At 66.7% G+C, this 16,131-nt stretch carries 16 protein-coding genes; 5 read left to right on the forward strand and 11 right to left on the reverse strand.

Annotated features, from left to right (window positions below; genetic code table 11):
* Positions 1–29: 29 nt before the first annotated feature.
* The gene (locus OC373_RS01235) at positions 30–539 is read right to left on the reverse strand and encodes a DUF1249 domain-containing protein (RefSeq protein WP_019184147.1); all 510 of its coding nucleotides are present in this window, start codon (positions 537–539) and stop codon (positions 30–32) included.
* Between the two features lie 144 nt (positions 540–683).
* Positions 684–1,505 carry a pyruvate, water dikinase regulatory protein gene (locus OC373_RS01240; protein ID WP_019184148.1) on the reverse strand — a complete coding sequence of 274 codons (822 nt, stop codon included), beginning with the start codon at positions 1,503–1,505 and terminating at the stop codon, positions 684–686.
* Positions 1,506–1,648: 143 nt separating this feature from the next.
* Between OC373_RS01240 and ppsA the strand changes: the two genes are divergently transcribed.
* Together ppsA and OC373_RS01250 are read left to right on the forward strand one after the other, a co-directional pair.
* Positions 1,649–4,027: a phosphoenolpyruvate synthase gene (gene ppsA / locus OC373_RS01245; protein ID WP_046273401.1), complete on the forward strand. Its 2,379-nt coding sequence runs from the start codon at positions 1,649–1,651 to the stop codon at positions 4,025–4,027.
* Between the two features lie 192 nt (positions 4,028–4,219).
* Positions 4,220–4,723, forward strand: coding sequence for a transposase (locus tag OC373_RS01250; protein ID WP_083279763.1), 504 nt, complete (start codon positions 4,220–4,222; stop codon positions 4,721–4,723).
* Between the two features lie 375 nt (positions 4,724–5,098).
* Here OC373_RS01250 and OC373_RS01255 read toward each other — a convergent pair whose 3' ends face one another.
* From OC373_RS01255 to mntR, 5 genes are all read right to left on the reverse strand, one after another.
* Positions 5,099–6,211 carry an alkene reductase gene (locus OC373_RS01255; protein WP_261996851.1) on the reverse strand — a complete coding sequence of 371 codons (1,113 nt, stop codon included), beginning with the start codon at positions 6,209–6,211 and terminating at the stop codon, positions 5,099–5,101.
* A gap of 117 nt (positions 6,212–6,328) precedes the next feature.
* Positions 6,329–7,198 carry an EcsC family protein gene (locus tag OC373_RS01260; RefSeq protein WP_046273417.1) on the reverse strand — a complete coding sequence of 290 codons (870 nt, stop codon included), beginning with the start codon at positions 7,196–7,198 and terminating at the stop codon, positions 6,329–6,331.
* 105 nt (positions 7,199–7,303) lie between these two features.
* Complete coding sequence (gene orn, locus OC373_RS01265) at positions 7,304–7,873, reverse strand: oligoribonuclease (protein ID WP_019184153.1); 570 nt, start codon at positions 7,871–7,873, stop codon at positions 7,304–7,306.
* 99 nt (positions 7,874–7,972) lie between these two features.
* A complete protein-coding gene (tadA, locus tag OC373_RS01270) occupies positions 7,973–8,497 on the reverse strand; it encodes a tRNA adenosine(34) deaminase TadA (protein ID WP_070425351.1) in 525 nt (174 codons plus the stop codon).
* Positions 8,490–8,948 carry a manganese-binding transcriptional regulator MntR gene (gene mntR / locus OC373_RS01275; protein WP_019184155.1) on the reverse strand — a complete coding sequence of 153 codons (459 nt, stop codon included), beginning with the start codon at positions 8,946–8,948 and terminating at the stop codon, positions 8,490–8,492. The genes tadA and mntR overlap by 8 nt, the downstream gene beginning before the upstream one ends.
* Positions 8,949–9,188: 240 nt before the next feature.
* Here mntR and OC373_RS01280 point away from each other — a divergent pair, with 240 nt between their 5' ends.
* From OC373_RS01280 to OC373_RS01290, 3 genes are all read left to right on the forward strand, one after another.
* Entirely contained in the window at positions 9,189–9,803 is a 615-nt protein-coding gene (locus tag OC373_RS01280) for a TlpA disulfide reductase family protein (protein WP_070425352.1), read from the forward strand.
* Between the two features lie 123 nt (positions 9,804–9,926).
* The gene (locus OC373_RS01285; protein WP_019184157.1) at positions 9,927–10,106 is read left to right on the forward strand and encodes a hypothetical protein; all 180 of its coding nucleotides are present in this window, start codon (positions 9,927–9,929) and stop codon (positions 10,104–10,106) included.
* Between the two features lie 60 nt (positions 10,107–10,166).
* A complete protein-coding gene (locus tag OC373_RS01290) occupies positions 10,167–10,349 on the forward strand; it encodes a hypothetical protein (RefSeq protein WP_019184158.1) in 183 nt (60 codons plus the stop codon).
* A 46-nt stretch (positions 10,350–10,395) separates the two neighbouring features.
* Here the strand turns inward: OC373_RS01290 and OC373_RS01295 are convergent, their stop codons facing one another.
* The 4 genes from OC373_RS01295 to OC373_RS01310 are packed head-to-tail and all read right to left on the reverse strand — an operon-like array spanning position 10,396 to position 16,029.
* Positions 10,396–11,514 carry a hybrid sensor histidine kinase/response regulator gene (locus OC373_RS01295; RefSeq protein ID WP_261996852.1) on the reverse strand — a complete coding sequence of 373 codons (1,119 nt, stop codon included), beginning with the start codon at positions 11,512–11,514 and terminating at the stop codon, positions 10,396–10,398.
* Entirely contained in the window at positions 11,511–12,095 is a 585-nt protein-coding gene (locus tag OC373_RS01300; RefSeq protein ID WP_019184160.1) for a chemotaxis protein CheB, read from the reverse strand. The genes OC373_RS01295 and OC373_RS01300 overlap by 4 nt, the downstream gene beginning before the upstream one ends.
* Positions 12,095–12,943, reverse strand: coding sequence for a CheR family methyltransferase (locus OC373_RS01305; protein ID WP_172838023.1), 849 nt, complete (start codon positions 12,941–12,943; stop codon positions 12,095–12,097). The genes OC373_RS01300 and OC373_RS01305 overlap by 1 nt, the downstream gene beginning before the upstream one ends.
* Positions 12,916–16,029 (reverse strand): response regulator, encoded by a 3,114-nt coding sequence (locus tag OC373_RS01310; RefSeq protein ID WP_070425355.1) that lies wholly within the window; start codon positions 16,027–16,029, stop codon positions 12,916–12,918. The genes OC373_RS01305 and OC373_RS01310 overlap by 28 nt, the downstream gene beginning before the upstream one ends.
* Between the last annotated feature and the right edge of the window lie 102 nt (positions 16,030–16,131).

Here is a 16,131-nt window from a genome sequence, read left to right on the forward strand (position 1 = left end):
CGATTATGCGTGATCCGCCAGGCCGCGGCTCAGGGCACCAGGCTGGTGCGGCGTGCGTCGGCCGGTGCGGCCACCTCGCCATCGCGGCGCAGCGTGGCCACCCCGTGGCCGCGTTCGGCCAGGTATTCCAGCCATTTGCCGAGGAAGGTGTTCATCCGCATGCGGTGGCTGATCAGCTCGGCCGGCGGCGGGTACATCCCCACCACGTCCTGCCAGCGGCGGCCGACGTAGCAATGGGTGGTCTCGGCCTGCCGGGCATCACGGTACAGGCGCACATAGGCCGACGGGTCCGGCTGCCCGGTGACCGGGTCGGCGAAGTCGTAGGTCAGGCGCAGCTCGACCGTATAGCGGTGGCACTCGATGACATCCAGGCGCACATCCAGCCCATCGCCGATCGAGGAGACGTAGCTGCCGGGCACCAGTTCGGAGGGTGCGAACAGGCGCACCAGGTGCTGGTAGTTTTCCGCATACAGGCCCATCAGCCAGCTCAGGCGGCTGAGCCGGGGAATGCGTTCGATACGGGGCGATGCCTGGGCCATGGGTCGATCCTACACGTTGATCTCCCAACGTGGGGGCGGCACCACGCCGGCCAAAGCGGCGGCCCGCAACCGGTTCACGGACGCAGGGCAGCCCCGGCCCCGGACGAAGCAAGCGCCTCCCTGCTGTTCAAGGGGGCGCGCCGATCAATACATCTCGCGCTGCAGCCCCAGCGTGCCCAGCACCTTGCTCGAGATCTCCTCGATCGAGGTATGGGTGGTGCTCAGGGTCGGGATGCGCTCCATCCGGAACATGGTCTCGGCGGCGGCGACCTCGCGGCGGCAGGTCTCCAGGTTGGCGTAGCGCGAGTTCGGGCGACGCTCCTGGCGGATCTGCTGCAGGCGGTCCGGGTCGATGGTCAGCCCAAACAGCTTTTTCCGGTACGGGCGCAGGCGTGGCGGCAGGCGATCCTGCTCCAGGTCCTCGTCGGTCAGCGGGTAATTGGCCGCCCGAACCCCGTAATGCAGGGCCAGGTAGATGCAGGTCGGGGTCTTGCCGGCCCGGGAGACGGCCACCAGGATCACGTCGGCATCGTCGTAGTTGATGGCGATGCCGTCGTCATGGGTCAGCGCGAAATTCATCGCGTTGATGCGGCGGTGGTAGGTCTCGAAGTCCACCATGCCGTGCGCCTGGCCGACCCGGGAATGCCGGTTGACGGCCAGTTCCCGCTCCAGCGGCTCGATGAAGGGCGCGAACACATCCAGCATCAATCCGCCGCTTTCGGCCAGGATGATGCTCAGCCCGCTGTCCACGCAGGAACTGACCACGATGGGCCGGACCTGGTACCGCTCGCCCGCTGCACGGATCCTTTCACAGGCTTCGCGCGCTTTTTCCGGATCATCGATGAACGACATCCGGTCGGTGATGAAGCTGAACCCGGAGAACTGGGTCAGGAGGCTATGCCCAATGGTTTCAGCGGTGATACCGGTTCCATCGGACACGTAGAACACCGGTCGGATCGTCGACATACGGCTTTTACCCCCTCCGAAGCTTAAAAAGGCTGTCGATACAAGCTTGTGCCGACAGCGGTCTGCCCGGCATCATATCGGCTTCTTCCTACGGACGTGGCCATCCAGCCCGCCTCGGGCGATGGCCAAACGGAGCATCGCGCTTGAACGAGAACATCCTGTGGTTGCACGAACTGCGCCTGGCCGACCTGGCCCGCGTAGGCGGCAAGAATTCGTCGCTTGGCGAAATGATCGGCAACCTGGCCGGTCTGGGGGTGTCTGTCCCCGGCGGTTATGCAACCACCTCTGAAGCCTTCAAGGACTTCATCGCCCATAACGATCTGTCCAAGCGCATCTTCGACAAGCTGGCCACGCTGGACGTGGAAGATGTCGGTGCCCTGACCCTGGCCGGCAAGGAAATCCGCGGCTGGGTGATCGATGCCCCGCTCCACCCGGAACTGGACCAGGACATCCGCAGCGCCTACGCCAAGCTGTGCAGTGAAAACGGCGGCGGCGATGTCGCCGTCGCGGTGCGCTCCTCGGCCACCGCCGAAGATCTGCCCGATGCGTCCTTCGCCGGCCAGCAGGAGACCTTCCTCAACGTGACCGGCGCCGACGATGTCGTGCACAAGGTCAAGGAAGTGTTCGCCTCGCTGTACAACGACCGCGCGATCGCCTACCGCGTCCACCACGGCTTCAAGCACGAGGATGTGTTCCTGTCCGCCGGCGTGCAGCTGATGGTGCGCTCGGGAGTGGGTTCCTCCGGCGTGCTGTTCACCCTGGACACCGAGTCCGGCTTCCGCGACGTGGTGTTCGTCACCTCTTCGTTCGGCCTCGGCGAAATGGTCGTGCAGGGCGCGGTCAACCCCGACGAGTTCTACGTCTACAAGCCCACGCTCAGCGCCGGCAAGCCGGCGATCCTGCGCCGCTCGCTCGGCAGCAAGGCGATCCGCATGGTGTATTCGGATGTCCCCGGTGAGCGCGTGCGCATCGAAGACACCCCGGCCGAACTGCGCAGCACGTTCTCCATCAGCGACGAAGACGTGCAGGAACTGTCCAAGCAGGCGCTGGTCATCGAAAAGCATTACGGCCGCCCGATGGATATCGAGTGGGCCAAGGACGGTGTCAGCGGCAAGCTGTTCATCGTGCAGGCGCGCCCGGAGACGGTGAAGTCGCGTGGCCATGCCACCCAGATCGAACGCTTCGCGCTGAACCAGAAGGACGGCAAGGTGCTGGCCGAAGGCCGCGCCGTGGGCGCCAAGATCGGTGCCGGTACCGCCCGCGTGGTGCGCACCCTGGACGACATGGCCCGCGTGCAGCCGGGCGACGTGCTGATCGCCGACATGACCGATCCCGATTGGGAGCCGGTGATGAAGCGCGCCTCGGCCATCGTGACCAACCGTGGTGGCCGTACCTGCCACGCGGCGATCATCGCCCGCGAGCTGGGCGTGCCGGCCGTGGTCGGCTCGGGCAACGCCACCCAGGTGATCCAGGACGGCCAGGAAGTGACCGTCAGCTGCGCCGAGGGCGACACCGGCTTCATCTATGAGGGCAAGCTTGAGTTCGAGCGCACCACCACGGACCTGGGCAACATGCCGCCGGCGCCGCTGAAGATCATGATGAACGTGGCCAACCCGGAACGCGCCTTCGACTTCGGCCAGCTGCCGAACGCCGGCATCGGCCTGGCCCGTCTGGAAATGATCATCGCCAGCCACATCGGCATCCACCCCAACGCCCTGCTGGAGTACGACCGCCAGGACGCGGCGACCAAGAAGAAGATCGACGAGAAGATCGCTGGTTACGCGGATCCGGTCAGCTTCTACGTCGGCCGCCTGGCCGAAGGCATCGCCACCCTGACCGCTTCAGTGGCCCCGAACCCGGTGATCGTGCGCCTGTCGGACTTCAAGTCCAACGAGTACGCCAACCTGATCGGCGGCAGCAACTACGAGCCGCACGAAGAGAACCCGATGATCGGCTTCCGCGGCGCCAGCCGTTATGTCGACCCGAGCTTCTCGGCCGCCTTCGCACTGGAGTGCAAGGCCGTGCTGCGCGTGCGCAACGAGATGGGCCTGGACAACCTGTGGGTCATGATCCCGTTCGTGCGCACCCTGGAAGAAGGCCGCAAGGTCGTCGAGGTGCTGGAACAGAACGGCCTCAAGCAGGGCGAGAACGGCCTGAAGATCATCATGATGTGCGAAGTGCCGTCCAACGCACTGCTCGCCGATGAGTTCCTTGAGATCTTCGACGGCTTCTCGATCGGCTCCAACGACCTGACCCAGCTGACCCTGGGCCTGGACCGCGATTCGTCGATCGTGGCGCACCTGTTCGACGAGCGGAACCCGGCGGTGAAGAAGCTGCTGTCGATGGCGATCAAGTCCGCACGGGCCAAGGGCAAGTATGTGGGCATCTGCGGCCAGGGCCCGTCCGATCATCCGGACCTGGCCGAATGGCTGATGCAGGAAGGCATCGAGTCGGTGTCGCTGAACCCGGACACCGTGGTCGACACCTGGCTGCGCCTGGCCAAGCTCAAGGCCAAGGGCTGATCCTCCCCGCCTTGAGATGACGAACAAAACCCCGCGCAAGCGGGGTTTTGTTTTGTGCAACATCGGTAGAGCCGACCGTTGGTCGGCTGCTCCGTTGGTCGGCTGCTCCGTTGGTCGGCCGCTCCATCGGCCGGCTACACCATCGGTCGGCTGTACCCGCCCATCCCCCACACTCCAACGGCACATCGCCTGATGGGCGCCCCGCGCACCGATGGGCATCCTGACGGCATGCCCAGCCCACGCCTTCGTCACGGCCGCCACTCCTGCATCGGCACCGTGTACGCGCTGACGACCATCACGCATGCGCGTGTACCCCATTTCCACCAGCCCGACCTGGCCAGGCATGTCATGCAGGTGCTGCATGCCATGGAAGACGAGCATCGGGTCTGCAACCTTGCGTGGGTGGTCATGCCAGACCACGTGCATTGGCTGATGCAGCTCCGGCAGGGCTCCCTGGGCGCATGCCTGCAGCGCTTCAAATCGCGCAGCAGCCTGCTCATCAATCGCCAATCCGCCCGCAACGGCCCTGTCTGGCAAGCCGGTTATTACGACCACGCACTACGCAAGGACGAAGACCTGCGACGCCAAGCCACCTACATCCTCGCCAACCCGGTCCGTGCCGGCCTGGCGGAGGTGATCGGTGCGTATCCCTTCTCGTGGTGCAGATGGCCCACCGAAGACCATCCGCCCGGGTAGAGCCGACCGTTGGTCGGCTGCCGCGCATCGCGTGGCGGATCACGTGTGCATGGCGCCGGATGGGTGGGCAGCTGACCAACGGTCAGCTCTACCGACCATGGATCGTGGGCCTAAGCGCCGGTAGAGCCGACTGTTAGTCGGCTGGTAGAGCCGACCGTTGGTCGGCTGCCGCGCACCGCGCGGCGGATCACGTGTGCGCGGCGCCGGAGGGGAGAGCAGCTGACCAACGGTCAGCTCTACCGACCATGGATCGTGGGCCTAAGCGCCGGTAGTGCCGACCGTTGATCGGCTGCCACGCATCGCGCGGCGGATCACGTATGCATGGCGTCGGATGGGAGGGCAGCCGACCAACGGTCGGCTCTACGCATTGCGCGTTCAGGCCTCTGCGGTTTCCGCCACCGGGTAGTCGGTGAACCCTTCCGCGCCGCCGCCGAAGAACGTGGCCTTGTCCGGGAGATTCAGCGGCAAGCCCTGCTGCAGACGCTCCGGCAGGTCCGGGTTGGCGATGAACGGCCGGCCGAAGGCGATCAGGTCGGCCCACCCCTTGGCCAGCGCCTCCTCGGCGCGTTCCACGGTGTACTTGCCGGCGTAGATCAGCGTGCCGCGATAGATCATGCGCAGTGCCTCCTTGAAGGCTACCGGCATGACCGGGGCGTCTTCCCAGTCGGCTTCGGCGATGTGCAGGTAGCCCACGCCGATCTCGTCCAGCAGATGCGCCGCGGCCAGGTAGGTCGCCTGCGGGGTGTCGTCCACCGCGCCCTGCAGCGTGGTCAGCGGCGCCAGGCGCACACCGACGCGCTCGGCCCCGATCTCCGCGGCCACCGCCGCGGTCACCTCGCGCAGGAAGCGCAGGCGGTTCTGCAGCGAGCCGCCGTAGCCGTCGGTACGCTGGTTGGCCTGGGAGTCGATGAACTGGTTGATCAGATAGCCGTTGGCACCGTGCAGTTCGATGCCATCGAAACCTGCGGCGATCGCATTGCGCGCGGCCGTCGCGTAATCGCGCACGATGCCGGCGATCTCTTCGGTGGACAGGGCCCGCGGCATCGAGTGCTGGACCATCTCGCCGACGCCGCTCTGCGGGCCCCGGCCCTCCGGATCGACAAACACCTTGACCCCTTCGGCCAACAGCGCCGACGAGGACACCGGCGCGGCGCCGCCCGGTTGCAGGGCCACGTGCGAGACGCGGCCAACGTGCCAGAGCTGGGCGACGATGCGACCGCCAGCGGCATGTACCGCCTCCGTCACGCCGCGCCAGCCGGCAACCTGGGCCTCGTCGTGGATGCCCGGGGTCCAGGCATAGCCCTGCCCCTGCTGGCTTATCTGGGTGCCCTCGCTGACGATCAGGCCGGCCGAGGCACGCTGGGCGTAATAAGTGGCCATCAGCGGCGTGGCGACGTTGCCCTCACCGGCCCGCGAACGGGTCATCGGCGGCATCACGATACGGTTGGGCAGCGTCAGCGCGCCGCGGGTATAGGGAGAGAACAGCATGGCAATCCTTGATCGGGGGAGCCGCCGAAGCGGTGATGCCGACAAGGATGGGGACAGGGCCGCCGGCCCAACAGGCCTGCGGCGGCAAAACAGTTGTGCCGCCGATGCAACGATCGCTCAGTTGCGCTCGGCGGCCAGCAGGGAATAGGCGGCCCGCACGGTCTCGTAACCGTAGCTGCGCTCCAGCCGGCGCACGATGAAGTGCCCGCGCGCCACGTCCTGGTAGTAGTCGGTGAACATGGTATTGAGCGTGGCGCCAGCCACCGCCCCGACGATCGGGACCGCCTGCGCGGCAAACTTCTCGGTGACCACCACGCCGAAGCGCGCCGCCACTTTCTCCACGATCTTGGCCAGCCATTTGCCGGCTTCTTTCGGGGTCAGGCCGATCATCACCGGGCTGCCGCCGACCGCGCGCCCGGCCAGCTCGGCCGACAAGTGGCGCATCACCTCGGCAGTGAAGCCACGCGTGATGTAGTAGCCCGTCTCGCTGGCATCATCCTTGCCGGAGTTGCCACCCAGCGCGAACACCTCCAGGCAGGCATGCCGCGTGCTCATCTCGCGCAGGTCGAAGCCCTCGCTGCGGGCGACATCGGCCACCGAGCGCATCATGATCGTGGTGGACACGGGCAGTTCGATGAACAGCGTGGTGAAGCCGAACGCACCGCCTACCGCGCCCGACGTTGCCGCCGCCAGCTTGTGCCAACGCGTGGAGGCCGCCTTGCCGGGCGTGTTGTCCATGCTCCACAACGCGGCCTGGGCGGATTTGAACAGGGCCGCCTCGACCGCGCCGTGGATGCGGCGCGATACCGAATCAGGCAACCGCTTGACCGCGAACTCCAGTGGCGAGCCGATCAGGTTGGCCATCTTGGCCGTCAGCGTGGGCGATTCCAGCAGCTCCACCGCACGTTGCAGATCCCGCCAATCCTGCGAGGTCGGCAGGATCGAGGACGGCAGCGGCGGCGGTTGCGGCGAGGTGATGGCATTCATGGCCGCGATCATAGCGCCGCCGATGTTCATCGCTCGTCGCCTCGCCTGCCGTCAGCTGAACGATCCGGCACAGGCCAGCGTGCCGTGCCGACCCTGCTCGCTGGATCAGGCCGGCAGGCCCGAAAGCGCCCCCATGAACTGGCGGTAATGGCGCAGTTCTTCGATGGAATCGTGGACGTCGCTCAGCGCGGTATGGCTGGCGGTCTTGCCGACGCCCGCCGCGACGCTCGGGGCCCAGCGCTTGGCCAGTTCCTTGATCGTGGACACGTCCAGATTGCGGTAATGGAAGTACTTCTCCAGGCGCGGCATTTCACGGTGCAGGAAGCGACGGTCCTGGCAGATCGAGTTGCCGCACATCGGCGAGGCACCGGCCTTGATCCACTGCTGCAGGAACGCGATGGTCTGCGCTTCGGCCTGGCCGAGGGTCACCGTGCTGTCGACCACGCGCTGCCACAGGCCCGAGCGGCGGTGCTGGTTGCGGTTCCATTCGTCCATCGCCTCCAGCCGTTCCACCGGATGATGGATGGCGAACTCCGGACCTTCGGCCAGCACCTTCAACTGCGCATCGGTCACCACCGTGGCGATCTCGATGATCGCATCGTTATCGGTGTCCAGACCGGTCATTTCCAGATCGATCCAGATCAGTCGCTCGCCTTCTGCGCCGTTGTCGGCCATGTGTTCGCCTTGTGCTGGGCCGCCGCTTGCGCCGCGACCGGGATGGAGGAGGCGCCCATGATACCGCCAACGCGTCACGGCCCTGTCGCTGCAGCGGCGTTATTCCAGCAGCAACGGCGGCTTGCCGCGCTTGGCGCGGAAGTAGTTGGTCAACCGGGTGCTGGCATCCTTGGCCAGCACGCCCCCGTGGATTTCCACGCGATGGTTGTGGCGCGGGTCGCCGATCAGGTCGAACACGCTGCCGCAGGCGCCAGTCTTGGGATCGGTGGCCGCGTACACCAGCCGCGCCACGCGTGCGTGCACGATCGCCATCGCACACATCGCGCATGGCTCCAGCGTGACGTAGAGCGTGCTGCCGATCAGCCGGTGGTTGGTGATCGCCCTGCCCGCCTGCCGCATCGCGACGATCTCCGCATGTGCGCTGGGGTCGTGGTCGGCGATGTTGAGGTTCCAGCCTTCTCCGAGCACGCTGCCATCGGCACCGACCAGCACCGCGCCGACCGGGATCTCGTTGAACTCACGCTCGGCCCGCTCGGCCAGCCCCAGCGCGTGGCGCATCCAGTATTCGTCCTGGTCGTGCACCGGCACGCCCAGCGGCGGCGGCGGCGCGAGGCGCTCAACCATGGCCGTTGGCCTTGCGTACGAACGCGTCGAACGCGGCCAGGGTCGCCTCGCTCACGTGGTGTTCGATCCCTTCGGCATCGCGGCGCGCCGAATCGGCATCCACGCCCAGCGCCAGCAGGAACTGCTCCACGGTCTGGTGGCGGGCGCGCATCTCCACCGCCAGCTGCTCGCCGGCCGGGGTCAGGAACACGCCGCGGTACGGGCGCTGGATCGCCCAGCCCTCCTTGACCAGGCGCTTGAGCGCCTTGGCCACCGTCGGCTGCGCAACCCCCAGCCGTGTCGCGATATCCACCTGCCGGGCCTCACGGCCATCGGCGATCAGGTCCGCGATCAGCTCCACGTAATCCTCGACCAGCTCGGACCGGCGCGCTTCACGCACCTGCACGAAGCCCTCGACATGCACCTGGGCGTCGATCAGGGGCGAGACGGCTTTACGGGTCGAGGACGGCATGGTGGCTCCAGCAATGGCCGCTGGCGAAGGGCTTCGGCGCCCGGACAGTTTACCTCACGGGGGTTTGCGACTGATCCGGGCGGCCCGGCGGGCGCCGCGCGCGCCGATCTTTCGATAGGCAACGACCAGAATGAAACCTATGTCTCATTCACAGGATCTTGTATTTGACAAATGATTTTTGTTGCCGGATACATACACCACCTACTCAGCCATGGACCCGGCCGAAGGCCAAGGAGCAGCATGGACGCATCCGCATTCCGGAAGTACGGCAGCCTCGCGCTCATCGTTGTTCTGGCCGTGCTGATGACCGCGCTGGCGGTACAGAACCGGCAGCTCCGCCAGGAGCAGGCGCTGCTGGTGAGCAAGGTCGAACAGATCTCCAAGGCCGCCCACGGCCTTCCCGAGGGCGCCCAGCCCGAGGCCCTCACCACCACGGCACTCGACGGCCAGGCGGTTACCCTTGCCGGCCCGGCCAGCGGTCGCCAGGTCCTGTACTTCTTCTCCCCTGCCTGCAGGTTCTGCCTGGCCTCGGTGCCGCAGATCCAGGCGCTGGACGCGGCCGGTCGCAACAACGGCAACCGCGCCTTCGAGATGGTCGGCATCAGCCTGCCGCCCCACGAAACCGCTGCCGATTACGCGCGCCAGCATGGTTTCGCGTTTCCGGTGGTGAACGATACCGATGACCGGCTCCGGCAGCGCTACACCGCGACCATGGTGCCGATGGTGGTCGTCATCCAGGACGGCAAGGTGATCTACCGCCATGTCGGCCAGCTCAAGGAGCGCTCGGTGGATGCGATCACCGGCGCATTCGTGATCAACGCCGCCCGCAACCAGGCGCCCGCGCCGGCAGGCTGAAGCCATCCCACGTCGCCGCCAAGGCGACATGACCAGGTCCCTCCGCACCCGCTCGCCGGGGGCGGATCGACAGTTCCGTCCGTATTCCCGTTGCATCCGCGTCACCACAACAGGAGAAGCACCATGAAGTCCAGGAAGTTCCTTTCGGTCTTTGGCGGTATCGCTGTTGTCTGCGCCCTGGCGTTCGCATCGAGCCAGGCAGTGGCGACGTCCAGCCAGCCCAAGCAGCTGGATGGCTGTCCCTACAAGCCCGGCTGCACCTATGGCGGGCACAGCGAGATCCGGTGCTGCCAGCCGGTGTAACGCGTGACTGCGTGGCAACACGCGCCCCGTCAGCCTCATCCACAGAAGGAAAGACAGACCATGAAGTCGAAAACGCGGTTGTTGTCAGCCCTCAGCGGCGTCACCCTGATCTGCGCGTTGGCCTTCGCATCCAGCCAGGCGCTGGCCACCTCCAGCCAGCCCAAGCCGCTGGCCGGCTGTGAAGACCAGCCGGGCTGCACCTACGGTGGGCACGGGCTGTATCTGTGCTGCGAGCCGCTGTAAGCACGTCCACCATCCCGGCCCTGCGCCGGGATGGTTCTTTCCGCCCTCAGCGCGGCCGGCGCTGCAGCGCGGTCTCGAAGATCACCGCGCCCTCGATGTTGTGGGCCACCAGCGTGCCGCCATGCGCACGGGCGAACTCGCTGGCGATGAACAGCCCCAGCCCCAGCCCGCGACTGTCGTGGAAACTGGCCTTGAACGGCTCGAACAACCGCGGCAGCAATGCCTCCGGAATCTGACCGGCATTGCGCACCTGCAGCCGCAGTGGCGCGCTGCGCTCGCCCTCCACCCGCACCACCACCGGCGCATCACCGCCATGCAGCACGGCGTTGCCGATCAGGTTGGACAGCAACTGCGCGAGACGATCGGGATCGCCATGCAGCTGGGCATCGCCCTGTACCTGCAGCTCGATGGTCGCCTGCGGGTGCGCACGGCTGATCTCGGCCACCACCGCCGAGGCCAGTTCAGCCAGGTCGCACTCGGTGCTGTGCAGGCGCAGGCCGCCGGTACGGATCCTGGAGAAATCCAGCAGCTGCTCGACCATCCGCACCATGCGCTGTGCGCTGTTTTCCAGATGGACCAGGGTCCGTTGGACCTGGCTGTCATCGGGCAGATCCAGCGACAGCTTGTCGGCACACAGCAGGATCGCCGCCAACGGCGTACGCAGGTCGTGCGTCAACACCGCCATCATCGTTTCATTGAGCTTGAGCGCGTGCTCCAGCGCCTCGTTGCGCGCCTTGAGCAGCTGCTTCTGCTGGTAAAGCTCGATGAACACATTGACCTTGCTCATGATCACCTGCGGCTCGATCGGCTTGTGCAGGAAATCCACGGCGCCGGATTCGTAGCCCTTGAAGGCCCGCACCGGATCATTCGGCGAAGCGGTGAGGAAGATGATCGGCACATCGCGGCTGCGTTGCGAGCCGCGCATCAGCTCGGCCAGCGAGAAGCCGTCGATCTCGGGCATGTGCACATCCAGCAGGGCCAGCGCGACTTCATGCTCCAGCAGCAGCTCGAGTGCTTCAGCACCGGACAGCGCACACAGGATCTCCAGACCCGGGCGACGCAACAGCGCTTCCATCGCGACCAGGTTCTGCGGGATGTCATCGACAATCAGCAGCTTCACGCAATCGGTGGTGGCAGTCGACCCGGCGGGCTCGATCAGATTCATCGGGTAAGGCCTTTCATACGCGTGCAGATGGAGGTGAGCGGGAGCACCGCGTCGGCGCCGGCGTGTGCCAGGGCCGATGCGGGCATCATCGAGGAATAGGCCTCCTCAGGGCATTGGATCCAGGCTTCGCCACCGGCCTGGCGGACCGCGGCGACACCGTCGCTGCCGTCACTGCTGGCGCCGGTCAGCAGGATCGCCAACACGCCGCCGCCGAACACATCGGCGGCGCTTTCAAACAGGGGATCGATCGCCGGGCGCGAGAACAGCACCGGTGGATCGACCGACAGTGCCAGCGTGTCACGGTCCTCCACCAGCAGGTGGTAATCCGGCGGCGCGAACGTCACCGTACCGGCCTGCAGCGGTTGTTTGTCCTCGGCCTCGCGCACCGGCAGCGGGCAACCGGCATCGAGCAGGTCGGCAATGCGGCTGGGGCGGTCGCGCGGCAGGTGCAGCACCACCAGCACCGGCAGCGCCAGCGTGGCCGGCAGCGCCGACAGCAGTGCCTGCAGCGCACTGACGCCACCGGCCGAAGCGCCGATGACCACCAGGTCAAACCGGCTGCGCTGGGAGGCCGTGCTCATCAGGCCAGCTTCCGGTACAGGCGCTGGTCGCGCGCGCAGGCTTCGAACAGATCCGCGTGCGCGCCGAACTGCAGCGACTCCTTGCTGCCCAGGCCCAGGAAGCCGCGATGGACCAGGGCCTCATGGAACAGGCCGATGGCGCGATCCTGCAGTGGCCGCTGGAAATAGATCAGCACGTTGCGGCAGGACACCAGGTGGACTTCGGAGAACACCGTATCGGTGGCCAGGCTGTGGTCGGCGAACACGATGTTGCGCTTGAGGCGGCGATCGAACACCACGCTGCCGTAGCCGCTGCTGTAATAATCCGAGAGCGAGCCGGTGCCGCCGGCCGCCAGGTAATTGCGGCTGAACTGCGCCAGCCGGTCCAGCGCGAAGGCCCCGGATTCGGCCGCCTGCAACGCTTCGGGATTGATGTCGGTGGCGTAGATGATCGCCCGGTCCAGCAGGCCTTCCTCGTGCAGCAGGATCGCCAGCGACCACACTTCTTCGCCGGTGCTGCACCCGGCGATCCACAGTTTGATCGAGGGATAGGTGCGCAGCACGGGCACGGCATGCTCGCGCAGCACCCGGAAGTACGGCGGGTCACGGAACATCTCCGAGACCTGCACGGTGAAGTACTGCATCGCCTGGGCGAAGGTGTCCGGCTCGTGCAGCAGGCGGTGCTGCAGCGCGCCCATGGTCGGGCAGTCGAACCGGGCCATGGCATGGCGCATGCGCCGCCGCAGCGATGCCAGCGCATAGTCACGGAAGTCGTAGTGGTAGCGCTGGTACACCGCCTCCAGCAACACCTTCAGCTCCAGATCGAACAGCTCCGCTTCATTCATCGGCGCGAGCACCACACGCGGCACAGCGACACCAGCTTGTCCACGTCGATCGGCTTGGCGATGTAATCGTTGGCACCGGCCTGCAGGCAATGCTCGCGGTCATCGGGCATCGCCTTGGCGGTCAGCGCGATGATCGGCAGGTCGCGCCAGCGGTTGTCGGCGCGGATCTCGCGCATGGCGGTCAGCCCGTCCATCTCCGGCATCATGATGTCCATCAGCACCAGGTCGATTTCCGGGCGCAGCTTCTCCAGCGCCTCGCGGCCGTTGCGGGCGATGTCCAGGGTGACGCCGAGCGGCTCCAGCACGCTGGACAGCGCGAAGATGTTGCGCACATCGTCCTCGGCCAGCAGCACGGTACGGCCATCGAGCACCGCATCGCGGCGACGCGCTTCGCGCAGCAGGCGCTGCTGGTCGGTCGGCAGCGAGGCCTCCACGCTGTGCAGGAACAGGGTTACCTCATCGAGCAGGCGCTCGGGCGAGCGCGCGCCCTTGATGATGATGCTCTTGGAATAGCGGCGCAGGCGCTGTTCTTCATCGCGGGTCAGTGCGCGGCCGGTGTAGACGATCACCGGCGGGAACGCGACCGCATCATTGCCGGCCATGCGCTCGAGCAGGTCATACCCGGTGCCGTCCGGCAGCGCGAGGTCGGTGACCATGCAATCGAAGGTGGACCCGGCCAGTTCGGCCATCGCCTCGGTGATGGTGCCCACCGCGGTGATTTCCAGCTGGTCACGGCCAAGCAGCAGCTGCAGGTTCGAACGCAGCTCGCTGTCGTCCTCCACGATCAGCAGGCGGCGCATGTCGCGCTGGCTGGTGGCTTCCAGCTGCTGGATCGCTCCGACCAGGCGCTCGCGCGTGGCCGGCTTGATCACATACCCGATCGCGCCCAGCTCCATCGCCACCTGCGAGCGCTCCAGCCCGGAGACCACGTGGACCGGGATATGGCGCGTGGCCGGGTCGCGCTTGAGGCGCTCGAGCACGCTCAGGCCGGAGACGTCGGGCAGGCCGATATCCAGCAGGATGCCGTTCGGGCGCAGCTCGGCAGCCAGGCTCAACGCCTCTTCGGCGGTACCGGCCACTACGCAGTCGAAGTCCAGTTCGTGCGCCATCGAGACCAGGGCGCTGGCGAATGCAGTGTCATCCTCGACCACCAGGATCATCCGGCCGGCGCGGCTGCGGCGGCCGCGGTCATCGACCACCTTGTCCTGGGCCGGCGCCGGCGCGGCGGTGGGTTCGCCATGCGCCCGCCCCAGCGGTGCGGAAGCCGGCCGGGACGGCGCCGCTACGGCGGCCGGGCGCACGTCATGCACCACGTGCTGGGTGTTGCCCGTGCCGCCACCGGCCAACAGCGGCAGTTCGAGCGTGAAGCAGCTGCCGCGGCCCGGCTCGCTGGAGACGGTGATGCTGCCGCCCATGCGTGCAGCCAGGTCGCGCGAGATCGACAGCCCCAGCCCGGTGCCACCGTAACGGCGGCGGGTGCTGCCGTCGGCCTGGCGGAACGCCTCGAAGATGACCGCGGTCTGCTCTTCGGGAATGCCGATGCCGGTATCGGAGACGGCGAACTGGATCCGCCCTGCCCCCGCACTGCGCACCTTCAGCGAGACGCTGCCGTGCTCGGTGAACTTGACCGCATTGGCCAGCAGGTTCTTGAGGATCTGCTGCAGGCGCTGGCTGTCGGCCAGCAGCTGGGTCGGCGCCTCCGGGGCAGCGCTGATCTCCAGGGCCAGGCCCTTCTGCAAGGCCATCGGCTCGAACGTTTCCTTCAGGCGCTGCAGCACGCTGGACACGGCCAGGTTCTCTTCAACCAGCTCCACGTGGCCGGCCTCGATCCGAGACAGGTCGAGGATGTCGTTGATCAACGCCAGCAGATCGTTGTTGGACGAGTGGATCGCCTGGGCGTACTTGACCTGCTCGGCGGTCAGCGTGCCGTCCTTGTTGTCGGCCAGCAGCTTGGCCAGGATCAGTGCGCTGTTGAGCGGCGTGCGCAGCTCGTGGGACATGTTGGCCAGGAACTCGGATTTGTAGCGTGAACTGGCTTCCAGCTCGTTGCTGTTCTGGACCAGCTGCGCCTGGGCCAGCAGCAGCGCCTGCTGGCGCGACTCCAGCTCGTGGGTGCGCTCTTCGAGCTGCACGTTGGTCTGCTCCAGCTCGGCCTGCTGCTGCTCCAGGTTGGCCTGGGAATGCAGCAGGCTGCGGCTCTGCTCTTCCAGCTCTTCGTTGGCCACCCGCAGCTCTTCCTGCTGGGTCTGCAGCTCCTCGCTCTGGCGCTGGGTCTCTTCCAGCAGCTCCACCAGCTGCGCATTGAGCAGCGACGCCCGCAGGGCGATGCCGATCGGCTCGGCGCACTGCAGCAGCAGCGCCATTTCCAGGCTGCGCGCAGGCGACACACCGGCACGGCCCAGCTCGATCACGCCGATCACCACGCCATCGGCCGTGATCGGCCCCAACAGGCGCTGGTGAACGGTGGTGCGGCCCAGTGGGGTATCGATATCCAGCGGGCTGTCACTGTCCTCCAGGCGACGCGCGCGGCCTTCGCGGATGATCTCGCCCCATTGCCCGGCATGTGCCGGCAGAGTCTCGGGCAGCTGCGACGGCAGCGCGGAACCGCCGACCAGCACCAACCGCTCGCCCTGCAGGCGGTACATCGCGCCGACATCGGCATTGAGCTGCGCGCACAGGGCGCGCATGGCCTGGTCAGCCAGCTCGCGCGGGGTGGGATCGCCCTGCAGGCTGGTGCCGACCACGTTCTCTCCGGCCTGCAGCCACAGCGCATCGGCCGCTTCACGGCGCGCACCGATGGCCTTCATCACGGTCAGCGCCATCATCAGGAACGCGACGCCACCGATGCTGCGATTGACGAAGGAAAACGCCGAATTGCTGCTCGCCGGCGCCACGTTGTAGCCCACCGCAAGCAAGATGCACGAGCCGATCGCCACCAGCAGCGGCACTTCCATGCGACGCTGGAACAGCGTGATTCCGACTGCCATGAAGTAGGTCAGCCAGACCGCATAGCCCAGCGGCACCACCATCTCCGTGCCCAGCGTGGCGGCCATCAAGGCGGCCGACGCAAGCCAGATCCAACGGTCACGGGAGGTAGGCGCAGAATTCATGCCGTGTTCCAGCTCAAAAGGGGCCTGATGGTACCCGAAGCGGTAAACGGGTGTTAAGCGCCAGAAGTCAGCGTGATTGCGGCACGTTCTTGACATTTTCTT

The sequence above is a fragment of the Stenotrophomonas sp. Ste96 genome (assembly GCF_024519495.1).
GTDB lineage: Bacteria > Pseudomonadota > Gammaproteobacteria > Xanthomonadales > Xanthomonadaceae > Stenotrophomonas > Stenotrophomonas bentonitica_A.